Genomic DNA, 23,951 nt, shown 5'->3' with positions numbered 1-23,951 from the left:
TAAACAAATGAGCACACAAACTGCAATTAATAATTATAGCAATCTTGTAAATAGTTACAAAAACGCTACGAAATCATCAAAAATCATTATTAAAAATCAAATATTAAGCATTTTAGATAATGCAAACTATGTTGACTTTAATAATTTAAAGACTACAATTAAAGGACATTACTATTTGTATTTAGGCTTAGAAAAAGATAATTTACATGCCATCCTAGTTCACAGCACTACTACTCCTGATATCAATAATATTGAAAACTATTCTCCAATAGTTTTAAATTTTATGTCAAATAAATTTGTTGCTAACGAAAGTTTAAAAACAAAATTAACTGCTGATAATACTGAAATCACAATAGATGAATATAAAAAAAGAGTAAAAAATTGGGAAGTAAATAAAGCTGCTTGGTTACAAAATGTTTTAGATAACAATATTATGATACAGTATTTTATTATTGATCAAGCAAATTTTAAAAATGATGTAAATAATTATTGTGTATTTGGACTTTTCGAAGAGTCTTATGCTTCTAAAGAACAAAATGTTACAATAGATTTAATAACTGTAAACGATGCATATATGGATCGTGTGAGACCTGTACCACCGTTTAAACCTTAATTTTGGAAACAAATTTTATATATCTTGCTATTGATACATTTAGTTACATAACTCCATTAATCTTGATTATTGGAATCATAGTATTTTATGTAAAAAGAACACAAAAAACAAGTTTGAAATTTTTCATTTTATTTCTGATTCTAAGTTTATCTAATGACCTATTAAGTCGCGTAGTTTCTCATTATTATCAGAATAACTTGATGTTTATTAACACATATAACATTATAGAAGTTGTTTGTCTTTTTCTTATAATTAAGGCAAATAGCATCAATTTTAGTCCATATTTAAAGTTAATACTATTAGGTATTTTGTTTTATAATTTTTACGAATTAGTTGACACAGACTATCAAGACTATTCTAAGTATCAAAATTATTCTAACAGTATTAATTGTATATTTTTATTAGTAGTATGCTTTTCGCAACTTATAAAACATATCAAAACAGAAAAATATGGATTAACTTATCAATTATACATTTATTTAATAATCTATCTTACATTTAGTACTTTTCTCAACCTACCGATGAATTTTTTTGTAACCTATAATAGCGATATAATATATATTATCTGGTTAACAAATATTATTAATGTAAGTGCTTTTTACACATATATAGTTTACATACTATGGAAAAATGGCAAGACCCAAACGTCATAATCTTATGGATTGTAATAACATTAATACTCTTAGTTGTATTAATGATATTCATAAGTTATTTAATAAAAATTAGTTACAAAAAAGACATTGAAAAGCGTGAATTAGTTTTTAATGAAAAATTAAATTCTGAACGTGAAATGAAAAAAGCTATTATTACAACGCAAGAAAATGAACGAAAAGTAATAGCATCAGAATTACATGACCAAATAAGTAATAAACTTAATTTAGTTGTACTAAAATTAAACGCCTTAGACGCTAATACTTTTGATACCGAAATTGGAGAGATAAAAACAGACATCAAAACTTTAATAAAAAAGAATAGAGATATTACACATTATCTATTCCCGGTAGAGATTGATAATTTAGGATTGTTTCTTTGTATCAAAGAACTATGTTATTCTAGTAATGAATTTTCTATAGATTTATTTGCTGATGAAAATATTGATTTTGGACCAAAATTAGTTGAACATCAATTGTATCGTGTGATTCAGGAATTCATTACAAATTCAATTAAATATTCAGGTGGTAATCAGATTAATATTCACATCAAAAATATCAATAATCAAGTTTCAATATTAATTTCTGACAATGGAATTGGTATGGATTTAAATAATATCAATAAAGGATTAGGTATTAATAATACAGAAACAAGATTAGATGCAATCAATGCTAAATTTAAATACAAATCTGGTAAAAATAAAGGAACACGTTTAATCATAAAGTTATGTCCGACAAAATAAGAATAGGAATATTAGACGATGAAAAATTGTTGGTTGAAGCTTTCAGTAACCTGATTTCGATGAACGAAAATTTTGAAGTTTGTATTAAAAACACAAATCCAGTTGATTTTCTTGAAGAATTACAAAAATTGGATCAATTGCCAGATGTAATATTACTTGATCTAAATATGGAACCTATTAATGGATTAGAAGTTTTAGAACAATTACATCAAAAAAAAATAGACATAAAAGTATTAGTATTATCTTCCTTATATAATCCTTCTATGTATGGGTATATGATTAAATATGGAATCTCTGGTTTCTTACCTAAATATACCGATAAAGAAGAATTATTTGAAGCTATTCAAAAAATACATACTGATCGCTTTTATTTCAACGAAGGGAATCAAAAACTGATTAACGATTTCTTGCAACAGAAAAATAAGAATACAAATCCTTGGAATATGATTTCTCTTAGCGAAAGAGAAATCGAAATATTAATACTAATTTGTAAAGAGCATTCAACGAAAGAAATTGCTGAAATACTTTTTATTAGTAACAAAACTGTAGAAGCTCATCGCTCTAAAATAATGGAAAAGATTGGTTGTAAGAATGTTGTAGGAATGGTAACTTACGCAATTTTAAATGGAATTTACGTATTAACATAAGACATCAATTAAGTTAAAATAAATCAAATAGGGGTTTTCCCTATTTTTTTTTTGGTTGTTTTCCCTGATGCATATGATTAGATGATTACCTAATTTTACAATAGTTAATTAAAGCAATGAAATAATTAACTAAAAATTTATAATCTAACCTAAGCCTTAATATAACTTATAAGATTCTTAATTTGATTTAGCTAATTCATCTTATAAGAAAAACATTTTAGCATAGGATTTAACCACTCCTATGCTTTTCCTAACTAACAAACTAACAACACAAAAAAACCACTATTCCTAGTGGTTTTTTTGCTTTTATAACTTTATAAATCTATTTAATTGCTGAATCAATTTTAGCTTTCAAATCTTTAAAATGTTGTGGCGCTTTAGGATCTTTTTCAAGCGCGATTTTAATCCATTCTTGTGCTTTCTTTAAATCTAAATTATTACTAAAGTAATAGTTTGCAGCACCATAATAATCACGTGCAGATGATTCTGCATTCAATCCTGTAGAAATTTTTTCTTGAGCAATTTTTTGAGTAGGCGCTTCTACTTTCACATTCACTTTAGTATTTTCCCACGCAATAACTAAATCTCCATTGTTTACATTTACATTAGCAAAATCAATTGTAAAGGTTTCTACTTTATCTTTTAAATTAATTGTCGGAACATTTACTTTTAAAGCAATTTGAGATTCTTCCCATTTCTGCGGATTACCCCAATTTTCTGTTGTTTTGTAAAAAATAACATCCCAACTTGTTTTTCCTGGAATTGTATACAACGAATATTTTCCTTGTGCCAATGGCTTACCTCCTACTAACACATCTGTAGAAAAATCAATTGTTGTATTATTATTTGCACCAGTACGCCAAACTTCACCATATGGAACTAAACCTCCAAAAGCTGTACGATTATTCAAATTTGGACGGAAATAATCTATTTCAATTTCTGTATAACCAATCTTTTGCTCTAATTCTGCTTTAGAACTTGCTTGTGGAAATTCGATTTGCGCATAAGAGAATCCTGCTACCAATAAGGCCAATAAAGTTGTTTTTACTTTCATCTATTTCTATTTTCTATTTTCTATTTTTTTTTTAATTAATCCTGTTTTTTTATCAAATCCGTAAGGGCAATGTTTACAGCCGCTTTTACAACAATATCCTCTTCGTTTCAAATATTGTTCTGTAAAAATTCTAAAACCTTCTGGTGATAAATAGTAATCACCCTCCTCAAACTTACTCACAGCTATTTCTTTATTTCTCTAATTTACGAATTCTATTAATTCATTCTAAAAAACCTTTATAAAATCACAATTCATTTAAATTTCTGCTAAAATTTATATCATTTCAGTCAATAATCTTAATTTTGTACACAAATCACAATTAATGTATATAATTGCCTTAAGCTGGTTATTTCGTAAAAATTTTGTTGGTATGGCTATCTTTCCCTTTATTTTATTAAGAAATAAAGAAGATAAAAATGATTTACATCTAATTCATCATGAAAGAATCCATATTATTCAACAAATAGAAATGTTAGTAATTCCATTTTTTATTTGGTACCTAACTGAATATGCAATTCGATTAATTCAGTTTAAATTTATTAGCCATAAAGCATATAGAAACATTAGTTTTGAACGTGAAGCTTATGCGAATGAACGTAATTTAGATTATTTAAAGAAACGAAAATTTTATTCGTTTTTAAAATACCTTTAATGAATTGGATCGATTACAAAAGTGAAATACAAACGATAGATTTACCACTTTTAGCTCAGAAAAAAATTAAACTTTCTGTGTTAAGAGAGGATTTAATCCATCCCAAAATATCTGGAAATAAATTCCGAAAATTAAAATACAATATAATTGAGGCTAAGCGTTTAGGATTTAAAAAAATAATCACATTTGGTGGTGCTTTTTCTAATCACATTGCCGCTACAGCTACTGCAGCAAAATTGAATAATTTTGAAGTAATTGGATTTATTCGTGGCGAAGAAGTTCAAGCATTAATTGATCAAAATCCAACATTACGATTTGCCCAAAGTGAAGGAATGAAATTCAATTTCATTTCAAGAGAAAAATATCGACTAAAGGATTCTGAAGAATTTCTATCTCAACTTAAATTAGATTATCCTGATTTTTATATTATTCCAGAAGGTGGAACAAATGATTTAGCAATCAAAGGTTGTGAAGAAATATTGTATGAAGAATGTTACAATTACGATTACATTACTTCTGCAATTGGAACTGCTGGAACAATAACAGGAATCCTTAATTCGAGTACTGATAATCAACATATTTTAGGATTTCCTGCTGTAAAAAGTGAACATTTTGACGAAGAAATTCGTAAATTAACAAAAAAAATAAACTATTGTATAATAGAAAATTACCATTTCGGAGGATATGGTAAGGTTTCAGAAGAATTGATTAATTTTATCAATTCTTTTAAAGAAAATACATCAATTCCATTAGATCCTATCTATACTGGAAAAATGGTGTACGGAATTTTTGATTTAATCAAACAAGATTATTTTAAAGAAAACTCTTCAATTTTAGTTGTACACACAGGAGGTTTGCAGGGAATTGAGGGAATGAATAAATTATTAAACAAGAAAAATAAAACTATAATAATATGAGATTATTGTTATACATTTTAGGTCTTTTAACGACAATAACATTACAAGCTCAAGAAAGTAGAGATGTCACTTATATCAGAAAACACGCTATTTTAGCTGTAGAAGAGATGCACCTATATAAAGTACCTGCAAGTATTACTTTAGCACAAGGATTATTAGAAACTGGTGGGGGACAAAGTAGATTAGCTGAACAAGCAAATAATCACTTCGGGATTAAATGTAAAACTGAAAAAGAATGGCCATTACATAAAGGTCGTATTTATCATGATGATGATGCTAAAGGTGAATGTTTCCGAAGCTATACTTCTGTAGGAGAAAGTTACAGAGATCATTCAGAATTTTTAGCTTTACGCCCATATTATAAAGCATTATTCAACTTATCTACTACTGATTATAAAGGTTGGGCACATGGTCTTAAAAAAGCTGGGTATGCAACTGATCCAACTTATGCATCTAAATTAATTTCAAGAATTGAAAAATATAATTTAGATCAATTTGATAAAATTTCAAATGAAGAAGTTTATGCTAAATTATATACGCTTTATGGAAATAATGATGATAAATATTTAGCAAGTAATAAATCAACTAAAACCATTGAACGTACAAAAGATAAAACAATTATTACCAATACTTCTGTTAAACATACAGCTAACGAAGATTATGTAGAAACGAGAACAACTACAATTGCAAAAACTTCTGACGAAACTAGACCATCAATTACTATTGAAACGCGTAAAAAGAATCCAACTTCAAGAATTAAACGACATCCGAACAATATAGCTTATGTTGTTGCAGAAGCTGGAGAAACTTTAGGTACGATTGGAAAATTATACAAAAAAACTCCGTCTGATTTAGCTAAGTTCAATGAAATTAAATTAGGAACTAAGCTTAAAGAAGGTCAAATTGTATTCTTTGACATGAAAAAATCAAAAGGTTCTCAAAACAGTTACAAAGTAAAACAAGGTGACGATATGTATTCTATTTCACAAAAATTTGGTGTAAAGTTGACTAACTTGTACAAATTAAATAGAATGGATCCAGGCGATCAGCCGACTGAAGGACAAAATATATATTTAAAAACTAAGAAAAAATCTTAATATCATTTTATTTATTGAAAGCCATCTTTTTAGATGGCTTTTTTCATTATATTTAATAACTAAACAAAAACCATGAAAAGATATACAATAGATCAACTTAGTCATTTATCAGGTCTCCCCGATACTACTATCTTATTTTGGCACAAAAAATACAATGTCTTTCCAGATATTATTCCGACAAAAGATAGAAGGTTTAAATACAATAGAGAAAATATGTTTATTAGAAAGTAACCAATTAGAAATTAAGGTTGAAATTGAGTTGTTATCCAATCTTATTAAAAATAAATTAAACGAGGATATAATAAACCAACTTTTAGCTGCAACTTTAACATACAATGGGATTAAATTTAATCTTATCATTGATTCTGCATTAAAAAAACTTACCACACAAGACTTTTACAAATTTGTGATTTATCCTTTTTTAGTTAGAATTTTTGAAACTTTTCATTTTATAAAAGAATTTCCTGTACAGTTTTATTATATGATGAATTTACTTGAAAGAAAATTACATCATTTAATACATAATACTGCCTCGGTTTATGATAAAAATAAAACAATATTATTGTATTTACCTGAAAATGAGTTATATGAAATTGGCTTACTATTCGCAAATTTATTATTAAAAGAAAGAGGATATCGTACATTTTATATAGGAGCCAATCAAAATGTAAAATCAATTAAACAATTTATAGAAGACGTTAACCCAGACATTATCTTATCTTTTGATACGAATAGCGCTAACTATAAATCTTATTTAAAAATATTTGAAGCTTTTCCTGAAGAAATAGATAAGTTTTATTTGATTGGAAGACAAATTACTATTGAAAAATACAAAATTCCACGAAAACAAAAATTCTACAACATTGATGAATTCAATATCTTTTTCGAAGAATTAGAACTAAAAAAAGCGAATTAATAATTAATTCGCTTTTAGATTTTATACTACTTGAACAATTTTCTTTTCAAAAATAAAATCGTCCATTACATAACCATTACCAATATCAAATGTTTCTGATTTTACGTTTGTAAAATTATTCTTTTCGTAAAAACGAATTGCCTTTGAATTATTTTTATTTACAGTTAAATAAATAGATTTAAATTTATTATCTAAAGCAAATTTAATTACTTCATTTAATAAAGCTTGTCCTAACCCTTTATATTTTTCATCTTGTAACAAATAGATTTTAGATAAGAATAACTTTTCATCTTCTTCTTTAAAATGAATATATCCTACCGGAACATTATCAGCTTTTAAGATTTTCCAATGTTCACCATTATTTAAATTCTCGTTAATTTTTTCTTGATTATACATCATATTTAACATATAATCAATTTGCTCTTGCGAGATAATATCCTTGTAACAATGGTTCCAAATTTCAGTTGCCAATTGCGGAACTAAATGAATATTTGTAGCATTAACATCATGAAAATGTAAATAACAATTCGTTTTCACAGGAATTAATTGCTGTATTTTAGTCACTTGTTCTTTAATCTCTTTAATAAATGGTTCATTATCTGCGATAACTTCTTTCATCCATTTATTTTTTACATAATTATAATAAACCATACCAACTAATACAAACAAAATTACTTCTGTAATAATAGGCACATTATTTTCAACTAAATATTGATTTAAAGTTTTAGAAAATTCATTTATGTTGTTTGGATCTAGATTCGTAACATCAAACCCTACATTTATTACATTAAAAGATAATAAAATAAATAATCCAATTCCAAAAATAAAATTCCCTAAGAAATACAATCCTAAAGCACTTAAAATTGCTTTTAATTTATTTTTATTAAAAACTTTTGCAAGGAAAAAATACTGAAATGAAAATATTATTATTAAAAACACTAATTCTTTTATTTTTATGAACTACAAAGTTAAGCAAAAACTAAGCTAAACTATTATATTTGTAGTAAACAAAAGTGATTTATTATGTATAGCAATAAATTTCAAGACTACTTACAAACACAACTTAATGATTTAGAAGAACAAGGATTGTTCAAGAAAGAAAGAATCATTGCTTCTCCACAAAGTGCAGAAATTACATTAGAAAACGGAAAAACGTTATTAAATTTTTGTGCTAACAATTATTTAGGTTTATCTGATAATGCTGAAGTTATCGCAGCTTCTCAAAAAATGTTAGACAACCGTGGTTACGGAATGTCATCTGTACGTTTTATCTGTGGAACTCAAGATATTCATAAAGAATTAGAGCAAAAAATCGCGAACTTCTTAGGAATGGAAGATACTATTTTATACGCAGCTGCTTTTGATGCGAATGGTGGTGTTTTCGAACCTTTATTTACTGAAGAAGATGCAATTATTTCTGACGAATTAAACCACGCTTCTATCATAGACGGTGTTAGATTATGTAAAGCGGCTCGTTACCGTTACAAAAATAATAACATGGCAGATTTAGAAGCGCAATTAATCGCAGCTTCTGAAAAAGGTCATCGTTTCAAAATTATTGTAACTGATGGAGTTTTTTCTATGGACGGAATTGTTGCTGATCTTAAAGGTGTTTGTGATTTAGCTGATAAATACGACGCGTTAGTTATGGTTGACGATTCTCACGCAACTGGTTTTATTGGTAAAACTGGTCGTGGAACACACGAACATAATGAAGTTATGGGACGCGTAGATATCATTACATCTACTTTAGGTAAAGCTTTAGGAGGTGCAATGGGTGGATTTACATCTGGTAAAAAAGAAGTAATCGAAATGCTACGTCAAAAATCTCGTCCTTATTTATTCTCTAACTCGTTAGCTCCAGGTATTGTTGGTGCAGCTTTACAAGTTTTAGATATGTTAGAAAAGGACACAACTTTACGCGATAAAGTAATGTGGAATGCAGAGTATTTCCGTAAAGGAATGGTTGATGCTGGTTTCGATATCCCAGAAGGTGATGCTGCTATTATTCCTGTAATGTTATATGATGCAAAATTATCGCAAGAAATGGCCAATAAATTAGTTGATGAAGGTGTTTATGTCATCGGATTCTTCTTCCCTGTTGTTCCTCGTGATAAAGCACGTATTCGTGTTCAGCTTTCAGCTTCACACACAAAAGAACAATTAGACCATACTATTGCTGCTTTCACTAAAGTAGGTAAAGAATTAGGTGTGATTAAATAAGAAATTATTTTTCAATAGTATATATTAGCGACTAAGAAATTAGTCGTTTTTTTTTATATTTATTAAATGCTTTTGAAACCTAAATATTATCAATTAGAAACAAACTATTCGCAAGAAGAAGTTTTCAAAATATTATTCGAAAATACGATTGAAAAGAAAATTAGATTTTTCACCCCTAAAAAAGAATTTCAAGGTAAAATATATAATGATTATTTCGAAATTCAGAAAGTTATAAACAGTAGAAATTCTTTTAATCCATCTATTATTGGAACTTTCAAACCAATTTCTTCTAATAAAACTTTAATAAAAATCCAATTAAAACAAAATTCATTCACTTTTATATTTTGTATTTTTTGGCTAAGTTTTGTAAGTATTTTTTTAATCGGTTCATTAATTTTAACCAATCTTTTTGCTATAGGAATTTCTCTAATCATGTTATTTTTCGGTTCAATGTTAATGTATATTGGTCCACTTTTAGTTAAAAATCAAATTAAGGAATCATTCGAGAAATTATTTCAAACTAAAATCAAAGAAATCAAACCATGAAAAACAATATCTTTTTACTCTTTCTATTTTTGATAAGTAATTTTATAAAAGCACAAGATTATTACGAAGAAATTCTACGCTATAATAATGGTCGTATCAAATCCATCGTTATGTATAATTCACAAAATATAAAAGAGGGTGAAACTACAAATTACTATTCTAACGGTGCCATACAAAGTATAATTCCTTACATCAATGGAGATATTAATGGAATTTTAGAATCATATCATCCCAATACAAGATTAGAAAGTAGAGGAATGATGGTAAATAATTTACAAGAAGGAGTTTTTGAATATTTTTATAAAAATGGTAATCCTAAAGCTCGCATTTTATTTGTGAATGGAAAACCAAACAAAATTGCGAATTGTTACGATAAAAAAAAGAATAATATCTACTGTGGACCATTTAATATGGGTAACGGAGAAATATATATTTATTCTGAAAATGGTGTTTTGATAAAAAAAGATCATTTCAAAAATGGTGAATTAATAAAATCTGAGATTATAAATTAAACGACATCTTTTGTCATTTTAAACACTATTTTTACACTATAAATTTCAAGCCTACAATCATGTCACAATTTATCGAAAACGTAGTTTCAGATCTTTTAAGCCAAAAAAACGATTTCTTAAATACAACTTTGGTTTTACCTGGTAAACGTCCTATGTTATTCTTCAGACAAGAGTTTCAAAAACAAGCGCATACCTTGATTTTACCAAAGATGATAAGTGTTGAAGATTTTATGGCCGAAATTGCTCAATTAGAAATCATTTCAGGAATTAATCTTTGGTTTAAAGCTTATCAATCGTATAAAAAAGTGGTCGAAAAGCCTGATACATTTGAAGACTTTATCAAATGGGGACCAACTATTTTAAAGGATTTTGATGATATCGATTCTTCTTTAGTTGATCCTGGAAAAATTTTAGATTATTTAGTTTCGATTGAACGAATCGAAAAATGGGGAAAAGATGAAATTTTTGTAAATAAAAATGAAGTCATGCAAAAACACATTTTGTTTTGGCAAGTTGTTACAAAATTCTATTTCCAATTAAGAGAAGATTTGGTTGCTAATAATCAAGGTTATGCTGGTTTAGTATTTAGATTAGCAGCCGACAAAGTCGAAGAAATTATCGCTGCACAAGAAGATAAGTTTGTTTTCGCTGGATTTAATGCATTAACAGAGGCAGAACAAAAGATATTATTCAATTTTGAAAAGCATCATATCGCTCAAATTTATTGGGATGCAGATAAATACTATTTAGAAAATCCGAATCAAGAAGCTGGTGCATTTATGCGCCGTTACAAACAAAAAGTTCAGAATTGGAAATGGACTTTCGACGAATTTTCAAAAGAGAAAAATATCTACGTAACTGGCGTTGCAAAGCAAGTTGGACAAGCAAAGTACATTGCTGACATTATCGCAAAAATGGATGAAGATGAAATCAAAAAAACAGCTTTAATTTTAGCGGATGAATCTATTTTACCTGCCATTTTAAATTCATTACCAGATAATATTTCATACTTAAATATTTCGATGGGTATTCCATTGAAATCAGTTCCATTGGCTCAATTTTTCAAATCTGTTTTCGAATTACAAATGAACCGTGAAAAATTAGGAAAAGGAAAAACCTTCTATTTTAAAAATGTCTTACAAATTTTAGAAAATAGAACCTTATCTAAATTTTCAACTGCATCATCACGTGAAACTTCAAACACAATTCGAAAAAACAATCGAATTTTTAATGCTGAAAAAACTTTACAAGGAAGTTTACAAGATAACATTTTCAGTTCATTATTCTTTATTCCAAATTCGTTACCTGATTTTGTGAATCAACTAAAAAACTGGACAGAAGAATTAATACAACATCCTTATTTTAACGACGGATCGGATTTTAAGTTCTTATTATTAAAGGAATACCTTTTCTATTTTAAGAAAGTTTTTGTTCAATTAGCTGATAATTTAAAAGAAGTAACAGATGTTAAAGACTACAGAACTTTATTCTTATTGTACAACAAAATTGTTCAATCCGAGTCTGTTGCATTTATCGGTGAGCCTTTAAAAGGTTTACAGCTAATGGGATTATTAGAAACACGTTTAATTAATTTTGATAACATCATCATGACTTCTGTAAATGATGAAATTTTACCATTAGGTCGTCAGAACAACACATTTGTTCCTTACGATATCCGAAAAGAAATGGGATTAAATACATTTACAGAAAATGATGCAATTTATGCATATCACTTTTATCGCTTAATTCAGCGTGGGAAAAATATTCATTTAGTTTATAATACAGAAGCTGATGGAATGGGGTCTGGTGAAAAATCTCGTTTCATTTCACAAATTAAATTCGAAAGTAATCATCAAATCAACGAATCATTTGCAGCGCCAAGTTTCATTACAAAACCTTTAAAAGAAATTGTAATTGAAAAAACGCCTCATACCATGGAAAAATTAAATAAATGGGCCGATGAAAAAGGAATTTCGCCTTCTTCTCTATCCTCTTATTTAAGAAATCAATTAGATTTTTATGAGCAACGTGTTTTTGGTGTCCAAGAAGTTGAAGAAGCTGAAGAAATGGTTTCTGCAAAGACTTTAGGTAATATTGTACACGAAACTTTAGAAGAGCTATACACGCCTTTTATCAATAAAATAATGATTAAAGAGGATTTTAAAATGATTGATAAAATCAAAGATCAATCCTTACAAAAATTCTTTAAAAAGGAATATAAAGATGGACATACTGACCAAGGTCCAAACTATCTAGTGTATAAAATAGCGGAGAGAATTGTAAACGGTGTTCTTGAAAAAGACTGCAAAACTGCCGAAATTTCTGAATTTATTATAAAACAATTAGAGTCAAAACACTGTATTGATTTTGAATTATCTAATGGTCGTTTAGTTAAACTACAAGGTGTTATTGATAGAATTGACCAAGTCGATGGACAAATCCGAATCATCGATTATAAAACAGGTTTTACAAAAGATGTAAAAATAGATTCTGAAAAAGTTAATGTGGTTTTTGAAGAAAGTGATAAAGCAAAAGAATTACAACTTGCATTTTATGCACATTTGTTTTTCTCAAATCCAGAAAACCTAAATAAGTCGATTGAACTTTGTATCTATCCAATCAAATTTCCTAAAAAGGAATTATTCAAATTGAAATTAGATAAATCAACTACTATAGATAATTCAATCATAGAATTAACAAAAGAACCATTAAGTTTATTAATAGAAGACATCTTAAATCCTAATATTCCATTCCAAAATTCGGAGAAGTAAATAATACACCAAATATTTATCTATACAAGCTACTGAAAGGCATTAGATTAATCATAAAATGCAACGAAATCGTTGTATAAATCATGTTTTTTCGTTAAAAATTTCTAAAAAAACATTAGTTTTGGTACAAATAAAATTAATAATGAAAAACAATAAACTTTTCATCGCAATTATTATTGCGCTTGTATTAGGTGTTGTTCTTGGGGGATTCGTCCACTACAATACATCGCCAGAATTTATTGCTTCGTTTTCAACGAACATTAAAATCTTAGGAACGATTTTTATTCGATTAATTCAGATGATTATTGCGCCATTAGTATTCTCAACTTTAGTGGTTGGAATTGCTAAAATGGGTGATATGAAAATGGTTGGTCGTGTTGGTGGTCGTGCAATGGGTTGGTTTATCACAGCATCTTTAGTCTCATTGATGATTGGATTAGTCGTTGTAAATGTTACACAACCTGGAGTTGGATTAGATTTGACGCCAGACAGTAGTTCGGCAGAAGATTTACTAAAAGCAAAATCAAATTTATCGTTACAACATTTTGTGGAGCATATGATTCCTAAATCTGTTTTCGAAGCTTTTTCTACCAATGAAATTTTACAAATCGTAGTTTTCTCTATCTTCTTTGGAGTAGCTTTAGCTGCATTCGGAAAAGAAGGAGAACCGTTAGTAAAAGCATTTGACAAGATTTCTCATGTCGTGTTAATCATGGTTGGTTATGTGATGTGGACTGCTCCATTAGGAGTATTAGGAACTATTGCTGCTGCTGTTGCTAATTACGGATTTGGAATATTCGCTTTATACCTAAAATATTTAGCTGCATTCTCATTAGGAATTATCCTATTATGGTTAGTTTTATTAGCTGTTGGATATTTAATTATAGGAAAACGATTATTCGATTTATTACGTCACATTAAAGAGCCTTTATTAATCGCATTTTCAACAACTTCATCGGAAGCTGTATTCCCAAAATTAGTAGAAGAATTAGAGAAATTTGGAGCACAAAAGAAAATCATTTCATTTACTTTACCTCTTGGATATTCATTTAATTTAGATGGATCGATGATGTATATGACATTCGCATCTATCTTTATTGCTCAAGTTTATGGTATTGACATGCCAATTGAAAAGCAATTGTTAATGTTATTAGTATTAATGCTGACTTCTAAAGGTGTTGCCGGAGTACCACGTGCATCTTTAATTGTTGTAGTTGCAACTTGTTCTATGTTCGGAATTCCACCAGAAGGTATTGCATTAATCTTACCAATTGACCACTTCTGTGATATGGCACGTTCTATGACAAATGTATTAGGAAATGCATTGTCTACTGTAGCGGTTGACAAATGGGAAGGTCACGTTGCTGTTGAACAAGAATTTGTTCATGATGATGATTTAAAAGCATAATCAATTTCTATATAAAATAAAAGCGAGTCATTTGATTGACTCGCTTTTTTATTTCTTATAACTCATCGTATTTTGGAAAAGTAGAATCCACTACTCTTTTCCATTCTGGATGTTTTTTAATATACGCATAAACGTAAGGACAGTATGGATAAAGTGTAAAATTATTCGTTTCTAAGTAAACCAACGTTTTCTCCACTAAAGCTGCAGCAACTCCACGACCTCCTAATTCTTCAGGAACTTCGGTATGAATCAATTTAATTAATTGATCTACTTGTTTAAAATCAATAAACGCAATAAATCCATCCACATTTAATTCAAAACGATTCGTTGCGTCATTTTTAACAACTTCAAGGTTTTTTAATTCTTCATTCATAGTTTAATATTTTTCATAAAATTAATTTTAATATAAATCAAATTCATTACCATAAATCAAGAAAAAAGCAACCCAAAAGGATTGCTTGAAAATATTACGAATTTTGTAATTCGATTACTGTAATTTCTGGCCAAACACCTACTCGACCTGGATAAAAATGATACCCAAAACCACGGTTCACATTAATCACTCTATCTTTGTGTTCGTAAAAACCTGCCCACTGCGGATAAATATATTGCGAAGGGCTCCATTTTAAACCAATACTTGGAACCTCAATTCCTAATTGCATTCCGTGTGTATGTCCAGATAAAGTTAAATCAAACATACGCTTATCATCCTTCACTTCTAAATCCCAATGCGATGGATCATGCGACATTAAAATCTTAAAAATTGATTGATCTAACCCTTCTGAGGCAACATCTAAATCTCCAGCTTTTTTAAATCGTGCGCCCCAATTTTCAACGCCAATCAAAGCAATTTTCTCTCCATCTTTTTCGATGAATCTATTTTCATTTAATAGTAATTCAAATCCAATTTTAGGAAAAATTCCTTTGATTTTCTCAAAATTTTCTTGTTTTGCTTCTTCGGATTTCCAATCTGAATATTCTCCATAATCATGATTTCCTAATACTGCAAAATTTCCATATGGTGCTTTCTTAATCTTAGAAAAAACTGGAATCCATTTATCCATTTCCCAATGAAAATTATTGACAATATCACCCGTAAAAAGCAAAATATCAAACTCTTGTTCATTAATCATTTGGATTGCTTCTTCAATCTTTTCCTTATTATCTATACTACCTGAATGAATATCTGTAATGTGTAAAATTTTAAACCCATTAAAAGCTTTAGGTAATCGCTTAAATCCTAACTTTTCTCGAATCACTTTAAAATTATATTTCCCAAAAGTCATTCCGTGGACTAAACTTGAAAATAATACAGTAGCAATTCCTGCAGCGGTCATATAAATAAATTTACGTCGAGCAGGTAAATATTGTTGCTCTTTTACTGGAGTTTTTAAAATTCTATTTTTAATCCAACCAAAAAATCGAATCAAATCATCAAACAAGAAGAAAACTAAAAATATTGCTCTCGGAAATGCTATTAACATAAACATACCTACACTCCACATAAACATTGGCGTTTGACCAATATTTCTATCGAAAAATAAAAAGTTGTACGCCATAAAAGCCATCACGAAAACCGTTGATAAAATACAACCAAATAAGATGAATTTATTTTTAATGAAAGATTTAAAAGAAAAGTACAAGTAGATCTCTACAAAAAACATTAGGATTAATAATCCGATCAAACTTTCTTGAAACACAATTTAATGATTTTGAACAAAAATAATTGAATTAAATAATCAACCAAACAATAACGTAAGACTTAACAGTTATTTAGCAAAATTAAGAGTTAAAATCAATTCATTTTGACTCAATATTCAGTAAATTTGTAAGATATTTTCATATAAAATTATGCAAACTAAATTACCAGTAACCGTACTTTCAGGATTTTTAGGAAGTGGAAAAACAACGTTACTTAACCATATTTTACACAATAAAAAAGGATTAAAAGTAGCCGTAATCGTAAATGATATGGGCGAAGTTAACATCGATGCACAAATGATTGCGCGCGATAATAACTTTATACAATCAGATGAAAAGTTAGTCGAATTAAGCAACGGATGTGTTTGTTGTGAAATTCGTGAAGATTTAATTGAAAACATTCACGAGTTAGCTCAATCAGGGAAGTATGATTATTTAGTGATTGAAAGTTCGGGTATTTCAGATCCAGGACCAATTGCTCAAACATTAGATTTTGTTTCTCCTGATGGTAAAATTGACATTCCAAAACACGCTCGTTTAGATACATTGGTCAATGTTGTTGATGCTTTAAATTTCTTTAGAAATTTTGGTACAGACGAAAATGTTTTCACACGTGGATACACAGAAAATAACGAAGACGATCGCCCAATTGTTGATTTATTAATCAATCAAATTGAATTTGCAAACGTTATTCTTTTAAATAAAATTGATGCGATTGATGATGAAACACAAAAAAATATCACATCATTTATTCATAAATTAAACCCTACTGCGAAGATTATTCCTACAACATTCTCTGAAGTTGATTTAGACGAAATCTTAAACACTAATTTATTCGATTTCGAAAAAGTTCAAGATATGGATGCTTGGGTAAAAATGTTGGAGGAAGAAGAAGAACATTCGCACGATCACCACGAACACGGACACACATGTGGACCAGATTGTTCTCACGATCATCACCATCACGTGGAAGAAAAATACGGAATGACATCTTTTGTTTACCGTCAAAAAATTCCTTTTCACGCTGAGCGATTTTTATCGTATTTAAATGATGATTTCCCACCTTCAGTTTATCGTTCTAAAGGTTTATTTTGGATGGCTAATCGTCCCGACGATGCTATATTTTTAAGTCAAGCTGGTGGAAGTATCAGAATTGATCCTGCTGGAGCTTGGTGGTGTGCAATTCCTAAACAAGAACGCGAAATGTATGCGGCTTACCAAATGAATAAAGAAACTATTGATGCAAAATGGTCGAAATTTTGGGGAGATCGTGTGATAGAAATTGTATTTATCGGCCAAGGAATAGATAAAGATCAAATTACAAGAGAATTAAATGCTTGTTTATTAAATGAGCAAGAAATTATTGAATGGCAAGCCAAACATAATTCATAACATACATACAAAACATAAAGACAAATGGACAGAAGAAAGTTCTTTAAAAAAGGAACATTATTAGCAGCTGGAGGAGCTTTATTTGGTAATCCAATTAGTGGATTAGCCACAACGATGGATTACGATATTTCTGTAAAAGGAAAACGCGCAAATAATATCATTTTTATGGTTTCGGACGGAATGAGTTCTGGAACTTTAGCGTTATCTGATCATTATCAAAATAGAATATTAGGTCATCGTTCAGTTTGGATGAGCGCCTATATGGATAATAAAGTAACGAGAGGTTTAATGGAAACTTCTTCTGCTTCTTCTATTGTTACTGATAGTTCGGCCGGAAGTTCTGCTTTTGGAGGTGGTGTTCGTGTTCCGAACGGATCTTTAAATGTTGGAGCGAATGGTGAACAATATTTACCGATTTGGCAAAAAATGAAACGCAAAGGAAAGAAAATTGGAGTGGTAACTACGGTTACGGCTACACATGCTACGCCTGCTGGTTTCAATGTCAACAATAATTCGCGTTATGCAGAACCACAAATCGCTGTAGATTATTTGAATCTTGGAGTTGATATCGTAATGGGCGGTGGTGACGAATTCTTTAATGAAGATAAACGTGAAGATAAACGAGATTTATACGAAGATTACGAAGATAAAGGATATGCTGTTGTAAAAACTTTAAACGAGTTAAAACAAACAGGTAAAAACAAACCGATTTTAGGTATTTTTAATGAAGGCGCACTTCCATATCAATTGGATAGAAAAAATAATCCTGAATTAGAAAAGAAGATTCCTTCTTTGGCTGATATGACAAAGAAAGCGATTGAACATTTGAACACTTCTAAAAATGGTTTTGCTTTACAAATCGAATCTGGAAAAGTGGATTGGGCGGCTCACGCAAATGATTTAGGAGGTTTATTATTTGAACAAATTCAGTTTGATGAAGCTTTAAAAGTCGCGTTAGAATTTGCTGAAAAAGATGGTGAAACTTTAGTTATTTTCACTACCGATCATGGGAACGCGAATCCTGGTTTAATCTACGGTAAAGAATGTGATAAGAACTTTGAAACGGTTGCTAAATACAAATACACAAACGAGTGGATTTTAAATCAAATTGACAACAGCTATTCTCCGAATAAAGTGAGAGATTTAGTGAATGAATATTTAGGTTTTACAATCACTTCTGGCGAAGCGCATCATATTTTAGGTTATTATAGCAACATTCAAAAAGAGGAACAAGGTTTATATAATTATAAGCATTTACCTTACGAAGGTTTTGCTAATATGCAGAAAAAACACAGTTCTGTCGGTTGGATTTCTATGGATCACTCATCTGATCATGTAGAAGTTGCTGCTTTTGGTCCTGGTAAAGAGTTATTAAAACCTTTCGTAAAAAATACAGATTTACATTATTTGATGTTGCAAGCAGCTCAAATTGAGAATAAATTTTAATTTGTCATTTCGAGTGAAATCATTTTATGATTTTGTATCGTGAAATAGTATGAAAAAGTTAAGCGACTTCCAAAAGAAGTCGCTTTTTTATTTTTATAATTTTTTAATAATTACTTCCAAAAACTCATTATTTCTTTTACTTTATCAATCCAATCTACCTCAGGAATAGACGAATCAAAATAATAATCTGGATGAATACCCATGTCGTCAACTGCATTATCAGGAATACGTTTAGAACGTGAAACACAATAAGAAAATTCAAAATCGCCAGTTGGTGATACCAAATCAACCATATTCGACACGTCTAAAGCACCACCCGTCTTACGACCAAATAATTTTACCTTACGACTTTGTTTTGCCATAAAAATAAATTCTTCAGCCGAACTAAGATTATTTTCGTTGATGATAATCCCTACATTCTTCGGGAAATCTAACATCTTTTCCCTTTTTATTAGGGCAACATTTTCATTAGACGATAAATTGATAAACTTGCCTCTATTACGCTCTAATTTATCATATAATTCTTTATACATTTTTTTTGTCTGTTCATCTACTGAAGGATTCTCAATAATTACTTTCATAGGCTGATTATTCAATTCCGTTGAATAAAATTCAGGTAAAACCAACTGAATTGGATTCGTATATAAATAAGAAATAACAGATGAATAGCTCTGATCTTGTCCTCCTGTATTATCTCTGATATCAATGATTAAATTTTCAGTTTTAATTATTTCTGAGTGTAGAACTTTAAATAGTTGATCGATTTCCGATTTACTATCATCAAACGTAGGAATATAAATATAAACGGTATTTTCATCTTTTTTATAACCAAAAGGTTTTTCTGAAGATTTGATTTGAAAGTATTCCTTTATTTTATTCTCGTAAGCTAATACAGGGAATTCCCTTTCAAAGAATCGATTTCCTATTTGTAAAACATTATTCCCTAAATATTGTACTTGTTGAATTGATTCTGGTTTATAATTGGACGTAAAATATGTTGCTGAAGACATATCAGCTGATATCTTAAATATAACATCATTTAATTTGTACTTCGATTTTGTTTCAACAACAGAACCGATAAATTCATTATTAATCTTCTTTACAGCTATCAATAAATTTTTTGCTTTCCATAACCCTTCAATCGAATAACTTTTTTTAGATAAAATTTCTTTTTTAAACTTTTCTAGTTGAATCGGATTTGCAGTTACTGATTGAAAGTTTTCTAACTTTTTTTGGTTTGATTTTGCTTGATCAGTTAATCCAATGTAAAAATGATCTTGTCGAAAGAATTTCAACCAATTTTCTAATTCTATTTTACATTGATTATAATCTGAAATTTTTGCAATTCTATTAGCTGTTAATTGATTATGCGTTTGATAAGCATTATTTCCTTTTTTATCAATGATATATTGATATCCAGCATCATTTTCTTCAAAAGTATTCTTTATCCAATTATAATTTTCGGTACAGTTGCAATTTTGTGAATAGCCAAAAGAATAGGCTAAAACTGTAAATGCTAGAGATTGTAATAATTTCATTTTTTTTTATGTTGAGTGTAAATTACAATAAATATAATGAAGAAATATTACCCACAAAAAAAAGTCCACGTTTACACGTGGACTTTTGAGATTATTTAAAAGCTAAAATTAAGCTTCTGGTTTATCCTCTTTTTTAGGAGCTTCTTTTTTCTCAGGTTTTGGCAATAAAGCCTTACGAGATAATTTCATTTTCTTTTTATCATCGTACCCTAAGAATTTAACGTCGATTTGATCTCCAATGTTTAATGCATCTTCAACTTTCTCTAAACGTTTGTGCTCAATTTCAGAAATGTGTACTAATCCTTCAACACCTTTAGAGATTTCTACAAAAGCTCCAAATGGTTTAATCGATTTTACAACAGCGTGGTATGTTTCACCAACTGTAGGAACGAAAGCAATTTGCTTAATACGCTCTACGACACGATCGATGTTTTCTTGGATAACACCATTGATTTCTACACGACCAATTGTATCTTCTTCAGTAATTGCAATAACTGTTTCAGTTTCTTTTTGCATTTCTTGAATCACTTTTCCTCCAGGACCGATTACTGCTCCGATGAATTCCTTAGGAATTTCGATCACAACAACTTTAGGTGCATTTGGTTTCAATTGTGGACGAGTAGCTGGTAACGTTTCTAATAATTTACCTAAAATATGCTCACGTCCATCTTTTGCTTGTAATAAGGCAGTTTCCATGATTTCCATAGATAAACCTTGAACTTTGATGTCCATTTGACAAGCTGTAATTCCATCTGCTGTACCTGTAACTTTAAAGTCCATATCACCTAAGTGATCTTCGTCTCCTAAAATATCAGATAATACAGTGAATTTTCCAGATTTAGGATCTGTAATTAATCCCATTGCAATACCAGAAACTGGTTTTTTGATTGCTAAACCTGAATCCATTAATGCTAATGTACCCGCACAAACAGTTGCCATAGAAGAAGAACCGTTAGATTCTAAAACTTCAGAAACGATACGTACAGTGTAAGGACAATCGTCTGGTAAAACCTGTGCTAAAGCACGTTGTGCTAAGTTTCCGTGACCAATTTCACGACGAGAAGTTCCTCTTAATGGACGAGCTTCACCTGTTGAGAATGGAGGGAAATTATAGTGTAAAAAGAATTTTTCGTCGAAGTTTGTAACTACACCATCAACCATGTTTGCATCTTTAGAAGAACCTAAAGTAACAGTAGCTAATGCTTGAGTTTCCCCACGTGTAAAGATTGCAGAACCATGTGTAGAAGGTAAGTAATCAACTTCTGACCAAATTGGACGGATAGTTTTTGGATCACGACCATCTAAACGAATCCCTTCATTTAAGATTAATTGACGTACAGCTTCTTTTTGAACATCGTGGAAGTAAATGTGAGCAAATGGTTTAACACGTGCTAACTCTTCTTCATCCTCAGCGTATTGTGCTAAGAATTCTTCTTCTACTGCTGCAAATTTTTCACCTCTTTCATTTTTGTCAGAAGGAGTTTTTGCAATATCGTAGTATTTATCGTAAGCATATGCCCAAACTTTTTCGCGAATTTCTTCGTCGTGTGTTTCGTGGCAGTATTCACGTTTAGGGAAAGATTTTCCAACTTTCTCAGCTAAACGCTCTTGTGCTTCAATTTGTTTTTTGATTTCTTCATGAGCAAACATGATCGCGTCTAACATTTCGCGCTCAGAAATTTCACTCATTTCACCTTCAACCATAACAACAGAATCTTTAGAAGCTCCTACCATAATATCGATATCAGCTCTATCTAATTGCTCTTTTGAAGGGTTAACCATTAATTTTCCGTCTAAACGAATAACTCTAGCTTCAGAAATTAATGTAAAAGGAATATCTGTGATAGCAATTGCTGCAGAAGCTGCTAAACCAGCTAATGCTTCTGGCATTACTTCTTTGTCGTAAGAAATTAATGAGATCATTACTTGAACCTCAGCATGGAAATCTTCTGGGAACATCGGACGTAATACACGGTCTACTAAACGCATTGTTAATACCTCGTCGTCTGATGGTTTTGCTTCTCTTCTGAAGAAGTTTCCTGGGATACGTCCTCCTGCGTAGAATTTCTCTCTATAATCTACCGTTAATGGTAAGAAATCTACACCTGGATTTGCATCTTTGTTTGCTACTACTGTAGCTAATAACATGGTATCACCCATGCGTACAACCACTGATCCATTTGCTTGTTTAGCTAACTTCCCTGTTTCGATTGTAATCTCTCTTCCGTCTGAAAGAGATACTTTTTCTGTGATCGCCTGTGGAATCATTCGTCTTCTTATCTATTAAATTCGTCTATAATTGGAGCCGTTTGCTCCAATATTTTATAAATGTAGTTTATTTCTAACTATTTGAGCAAAAAAAAAGGCAATTATTTTCAATTGCCCTTTCTTTTATAATTTAAAATTACTTACGTAATCCTAATTCAGCGATAATCGCACGGTAACGTGTAATATCTTTTTTCTTTAAGTAGTCTAATAAAGACTTACGCTTACCTACTAAAAGTACTAAAGATCTTTCTGTGTTAAAATCTTTTCTGTTCTTTTTTAAGTGACCAGTTAAATGGTTGATACGGTAAGTGAATAAAGCGATTTGTCCTTCAGCAGATCCTGTATCTTGAGCTGATTTCCCGTGCTTAGCGAATAATTCGCTTTTTACTTCTGATGTTAAGTACATGCAAATATTATTTAATAATTATTATGTAATGAATTGCAAATTTACAACAATTATCTGATTGTACAACGCTTTAAACAAACTTTGTTATTATTTTAAATAAAAAAGAGCGACCAGAAAATCTGATCGCTCTTTTATCTCTATGATTGTATTTAGATTAAGATCCTAAAACATCTAAAACGTCTTGGAAACCTCCTCCATTATATACATCTTCTAATCCTTGAGATTGTAAGAAAATCGCAGCATTTCCTGAACGATTTCCACTTCTACAAAAAACAATGATTGGTTGTGCCATTGCTTTAATCTCTTCTACTCTATGTGGAACGTCACCTAATGGAATATTAATTGCATTAGGTACAAATCCTTCCATATCTAATTCGTGTGGTTCACGTACATCGATTAACGTACCGTTTCCACTTTTAATAGCTTCTACTGTTGTCATACTAATTACTCT

At 29.8% G+C, this 23,951-nt stretch carries 24 protein-coding genes; 15 read left to right on the top strand and 9 right to left on the bottom strand.

The window, feature by feature from the left end; genetic code table 11:
• The first annotated feature begins 7 nt into the window (after nt 1-7).
• The 3 genes from EAH69_RS05180 to EAH69_RS05170 all read left to right on the top strand — a co-directional run bounded on the left by EAH69_RS05180 (nt 8) and on the right by EAH69_RS05170 (nt 2,653).
• Nucleotides 8-613, top strand: a complete 606-nt coding sequence (locus tag EAH69_RS05180) for a hypothetical protein (protein WP_121934121.1) — start codon at nt 8-10, stop codon at nt 611-613.
• Between the two features lie 622 nt (nt 614-1,235).
• The gene (locus EAH69_RS05175) at nt 1,236-2,006 is read left to right on the top strand and encodes a sensor histidine kinase (RefSeq protein ID WP_121934120.1); all 771 of its coding nucleotides are present in this window, start codon (nt 1,236-1,238) and stop codon (nt 2,004-2,006) included.
• Nucleotides 1,991-2,653 (top strand): response regulator transcription factor, encoded by a 663-nt coding sequence (locus tag EAH69_RS05170; RefSeq protein WP_121934119.1) that lies wholly within the window; start codon nt 1,991-1,993, stop codon nt 2,651-2,653. Before EAH69_RS05175 ends, EAH69_RS05170 begins: the two co-directional genes overlap by 16 nt.
• Nucleotides 2,654-2,975: 322 nt before the next feature.
• Here the strand turns inward: EAH69_RS05170 and EAH69_RS05165 are convergent, their stop codons facing one another.
• Together EAH69_RS05165 and EAH69_RS05160 are read right to left on the bottom strand one after the other, a co-directional pair.
• The gene (locus EAH69_RS05165) at nt 2,976-3,707 is read right to left on the bottom strand and encodes a DUF2911 domain-containing protein (RefSeq protein ID WP_121934118.1); all 732 of its coding nucleotides are present in this window, start codon (nt 3,705-3,707) and stop codon (nt 2,976-2,978) included.
• Nucleotides 3,708-3,713: 6 nt separating this feature from the next.
• Nucleotides 3,714-3,893, bottom strand: a complete 180-nt coding sequence (locus EAH69_RS05160; protein ID WP_121934117.1) for a DUF5522 domain-containing protein — start codon at nt 3,891-3,893, stop codon at nt 3,714-3,716.
• Between the two features lie 184 nt (nt 3,894-4,077).
• Between EAH69_RS05160 and EAH69_RS05155 the strand changes: the two genes are divergently transcribed.
• The 5 genes from EAH69_RS05155 (at nt 4,078) to EAH69_RS13915 (ending at nt 7,289) form a co-directional block, all read left to right on the top strand.
• A complete protein-coding gene (locus tag EAH69_RS05155; RefSeq protein ID WP_317124730.1) occupies nt 4,078-4,359 on the top strand; it encodes a hypothetical protein in 282 nt (93 codons plus the stop codon).
• On the top strand, nt 4,359-5,276 hold the full coding sequence (locus EAH69_RS05150) for a 1-aminocyclopropane-1-carboxylate deaminase/D-cysteine desulfhydrase (RefSeq protein WP_121934115.1): 918 nt from the start codon (nt 4,359-4,361) through the stop codon (nt 5,274-5,276). The genes EAH69_RS05155 and EAH69_RS05150 overlap by 1 nt, the downstream gene beginning before the upstream one ends.
• Complete coding sequence (locus EAH69_RS05145) at nt 5,273-6,373, top strand: glucosaminidase domain-containing protein (protein ID WP_121934114.1); 1,101 nt, start codon at nt 5,273-5,275, stop codon at nt 6,371-6,373. Before EAH69_RS05150 ends, EAH69_RS05145 begins: the two co-directional genes overlap by 4 nt.
• 72 nt (nt 6,374-6,445) lie before the next feature.
• On the top strand, nt 6,446-6,604 hold the full coding sequence (locus EAH69_RS14115; protein WP_121934113.1) for a MerR family transcriptional regulator: 159 nt from the start codon (nt 6,446-6,448) through the stop codon (nt 6,602-6,604).
• Entirely contained in the window at nt 6,528-7,289 is a 762-nt protein-coding gene (locus tag EAH69_RS13915; RefSeq protein WP_230466712.1) for a cobalamin B12-binding domain-containing protein, read from the top strand. Before EAH69_RS14115 ends, EAH69_RS13915 begins: the two co-directional genes overlap by 77 nt.
• Before the next feature lie 21 nt (nt 7,290-7,310).
• On the opposite strand, the gene EAH69_RS05130 is transcribed toward EAH69_RS13915, so the two are convergent.
• A complete protein-coding gene (locus EAH69_RS05130) occupies nt 7,311-8,228 on the bottom strand; it encodes a GNAT family N-acetyltransferase (RefSeq protein WP_230466711.1) in 918 nt (305 codons plus the stop codon).
• An 84-nt stretch (nt 8,229-8,312) separates the two neighbouring features.
• Here EAH69_RS05130 and kbl point away from each other — a divergent pair, with 84 nt between their 5' ends.
• From kbl to EAH69_RS05105, 5 genes are all read left to right on the top strand, one after another.
• Complete coding sequence (gene kbl, locus EAH69_RS05125; RefSeq protein ID WP_121934111.1) at nt 8,313-9,512, top strand: glycine C-acetyltransferase; 1,200 nt, start codon at nt 8,313-8,315, stop codon at nt 9,510-9,512.
• A gap of 72 nt (nt 9,513-9,584) precedes the next feature.
• Nucleotides 9,585-10,058, top strand: coding sequence for a hypothetical protein (locus tag EAH69_RS05120; protein WP_147439092.1), 474 nt, complete (start codon nt 9,585-9,587; stop codon nt 10,056-10,058).
• Nucleotides 10,055-10,570, top strand: a complete 516-nt coding sequence (locus EAH69_RS05115) for a toxin-antitoxin system YwqK family antitoxin (RefSeq protein ID WP_121934109.1) — start codon at nt 10,055-10,057, stop codon at nt 10,568-10,570. The genes EAH69_RS05120 and EAH69_RS05115 overlap by 4 nt, the downstream gene beginning before the upstream one ends.
• 59 nt (nt 10,571-10,629) lie before the next feature.
• Nucleotides 10,630-13,341 carry a PD-(D/E)XK nuclease family protein gene (locus EAH69_RS05110; protein WP_121934108.1) on the top strand — a complete coding sequence of 904 codons (2,712 nt, stop codon included), beginning with the start codon at nt 10,630-10,632 and terminating at the stop codon, nt 13,339-13,341.
• A 142-nt stretch (nt 13,342-13,483) separates the two neighbouring features.
• Nucleotides 13,484-14,749: a dicarboxylate/amino acid:cation symporter gene (locus tag EAH69_RS05105; RefSeq protein WP_121934218.1), complete on the top strand. Its 1,266-nt coding sequence runs from the start codon at nt 13,484-13,486 to the stop codon at nt 14,747-14,749.
• Nucleotides 14,750-14,804: 55 nt separating this feature from the next.
• On the opposite strand, the gene EAH69_RS05100 is transcribed toward EAH69_RS05105, so the two are convergent.
• Both EAH69_RS05100 and EAH69_RS05095 read right to left on the bottom strand, forming a co-directional pair.
• Nucleotides 14,805-15,122 carry a GNAT family N-acetyltransferase gene (locus tag EAH69_RS05100; RefSeq protein WP_121934107.1) on the bottom strand — a complete coding sequence of 106 codons (318 nt, stop codon included), beginning with the start codon at nt 15,120-15,122 and terminating at the stop codon, nt 14,805-14,807.
• Between the two features lie 94 nt (nt 15,123-15,216).
• The gene (locus EAH69_RS05095) at nt 15,217-16,449 is read right to left on the bottom strand and encodes a metallophosphoesterase (RefSeq protein WP_121934106.1); all 1,233 of its coding nucleotides are present in this window, start codon (nt 16,447-16,449) and stop codon (nt 15,217-15,219) included.
• A 151-nt stretch (nt 16,450-16,600) separates the two neighbouring features.
• Between EAH69_RS05095 and EAH69_RS05090 the strand changes: the two genes are divergently transcribed.
• Both EAH69_RS05090 and EAH69_RS05085 read left to right on the top strand, forming a co-directional pair.
• The gene (locus tag EAH69_RS05090) at nt 16,601-17,842 is read left to right on the top strand and encodes a CobW family GTP-binding protein (RefSeq protein ID WP_121934105.1); all 1,242 of its coding nucleotides are present in this window, start codon (nt 16,601-16,603) and stop codon (nt 17,840-17,842) included.
• 24 nt (nt 17,843-17,866) lie between these two features.
• Entirely contained in the window at nt 17,867-19,288 is a 1,422-nt protein-coding gene (locus EAH69_RS05085) for an alkaline phosphatase (RefSeq protein ID WP_121934104.1), read from the top strand.
• A gap of 110 nt (nt 19,289-19,398) precedes the next feature.
• On the opposite strand, the gene EAH69_RS05080 is transcribed toward EAH69_RS05085, so the two are convergent.
• The 4 genes from EAH69_RS05080 to EAH69_RS05065 all read right to left on the bottom strand — a co-directional run bounded on the left by EAH69_RS05080 (nt 19,399) and on the right by EAH69_RS05065 (nt 23,939).
• Nucleotides 19,399-20,826 (bottom strand): S41 family peptidase, encoded by a 1,428-nt coding sequence (locus EAH69_RS05080; RefSeq protein WP_121934103.1) that lies wholly within the window; start codon nt 20,824-20,826, stop codon nt 19,399-19,401.
• 108 nt (nt 20,827-20,934) lie between these two features.
• The gene (locus EAH69_RS05075) at nt 20,935-23,094 is read right to left on the bottom strand and encodes a polyribonucleotide nucleotidyltransferase (RefSeq protein WP_121934102.1); all 2,160 of its coding nucleotides are present in this window, start codon (nt 23,092-23,094) and stop codon (nt 20,935-20,937) included.
• A gap of 136 nt (nt 23,095-23,230) precedes the next feature.
• Nucleotides 23,231-23,500: a 30S ribosomal protein S15 gene (gene rpsO, locus EAH69_RS05070; protein ID WP_121934101.1), complete on the bottom strand. Its 270-nt coding sequence runs from the start codon at nt 23,498-23,500 to the stop codon at nt 23,231-23,233.
• Nucleotides 23,501-23,654: 154 nt separating this feature from the next.
• Nucleotides 23,655-23,939 carry a rhodanese-like domain-containing protein gene (locus EAH69_RS05065; protein ID WP_121934217.1) on the bottom strand — a complete coding sequence of 95 codons (285 nt, stop codon included), beginning with the start codon at nt 23,937-23,939 and terminating at the stop codon, nt 23,655-23,657.
• Nucleotides 23,940-23,951: the final 12 nt, after the last annotated feature.

The sequence above is a fragment of the Faecalibacter macacae genome, assembly GCF_003687725.1.
In the GTDB taxonomy this organism is placed as follows: domain Bacteria; phylum Bacteroidota; class Bacteroidia; order Flavobacteriales; family Weeksellaceae; genus Empedobacter; species Empedobacter macacae.
The sequence above is the reverse complement of the archived record's forward strand: the minus strand, read 5'-3'. Positions and strand labels throughout refer to the sequence as shown.

Bases quoted from the DNA above. Each gene is read 5' to 3' on its own strand.
- EAH69_RS05145 (WP_121934114.1), top strand. From the start codon at position 5,273: ATGAGATTATTGTTATACATTTTAGGTCTTTTAACGACAATAACATTA.
- EAH69_RS05090 (WP_121934105.1), top strand. From the start codon at position 16,601: ATGCAAACTAAATTACCAGTAACCGTACTTTCAGGATTTTTAGGAAGT.
- EAH69_RS05115 (WP_121934109.1), top strand. From the start codon at position 10,055: ATGAAAAACAATATCTTTTTACTCTTTCTATTTTTGATAAGTAATTTT.
- EAH69_RS05175 (WP_121934120.1), top strand. From the start codon at position 1,236: ATGGAAAAATGGCAAGACCCAAACGTCATAATCTTATGGATTGTAATA.
- EAH69_RS05110 (WP_121934108.1), top strand. From the start codon at position 10,630: ATGTCACAATTTATCGAAAACGTAGTTTCAGATCTTTTAAGCCAAAAA.
- EAH69_RS05100 (WP_121934107.1), bottom strand. From the start codon at position 15,122: ATGAATGAAGAATTAAAAAACCTTGAAGTTGTTAAAAATGACGCAACG.
- EAH69_RS05180 (WP_121934121.1), top strand. From the start codon at position 8: ATGAGCACACAAACTGCAATTAATAATTATAGCAATCTTGTAAATAGT.
- EAH69_RS05105 (WP_121934218.1), top strand. From the start codon at position 13,484: ATGAAAAACAATAAACTTTTCATCGCAATTATTATTGCGCTTGTATTA.
- EAH69_RS05075 (WP_121934102.1), bottom strand. From the start codon at position 23,094: ATGATTCCACAGGCGATCACAGAAAAAGTATCTCTTTCAGACGGAAGA.
- EAH69_RS05080 (WP_121934103.1), bottom strand. From the start codon at position 20,826: ATGAAATTATTACAATCTCTAGCATTTACAGTTTTAGCCTATTCTTTT.
- EAH69_RS05065 (WP_121934217.1), bottom strand. From the start codon at position 23,939: ATGACAACAGTAGAAGCTATTAAAAGTGGAAACGGTACGTTAATCGAT.
- EAH69_RS05170 (WP_121934119.1), top strand. From the start codon at position 1,991: ATGTCCGACAAAATAAGAATAGGAATATTAGACGATGAAAAATTGTTG.
- EAH69_RS05085 (WP_121934104.1), top strand. From the start codon at position 17,867: ATGGACAGAAGAAAGTTCTTTAAAAAAGGAACATTATTAGCAGCTGGA.
- EAH69_RS05165 (WP_121934118.1), bottom strand. From the start codon at position 3,707: ATGAAAGTAAAAACAACTTTATTGGCCTTATTGGTAGCAGGATTCTCT.
- EAH69_RS14115 (WP_121934113.1), top strand. From the start codon at position 6,446: ATGAAAAGATATACAATAGATCAACTTAGTCATTTATCAGGTCTCCCC.
- EAH69_RS05150 (WP_121934115.1), top strand. From the start codon at position 4,359: ATGAATTGGATCGATTACAAAAGTGAAATACAAACGATAGATTTACCA.
- kbl (WP_121934111.1), top strand. From the start codon at position 8,313: ATGTATAGCAATAAATTTCAAGACTACTTACAAACACAACTTAATGAT.
- rpsO (WP_121934101.1), bottom strand. From the start codon at position 23,500: ATGTACTTAACATCAGAAGTAAAAAGCGAATTATTCGCTAAGCACGGG.
- EAH69_RS13915 (WP_230466712.1), top strand. From the start codon at position 6,528: ATGTCTTTCCAGATATTATTCCGACAAAAGATAGAAGGTTTAAATACA.
- EAH69_RS05155 (WP_317124730.1), top strand. From the start codon at position 4,078: ATGGCTATCTTTCCCTTTATTTTATTAAGAAATAAAGAAGATAAAAAT.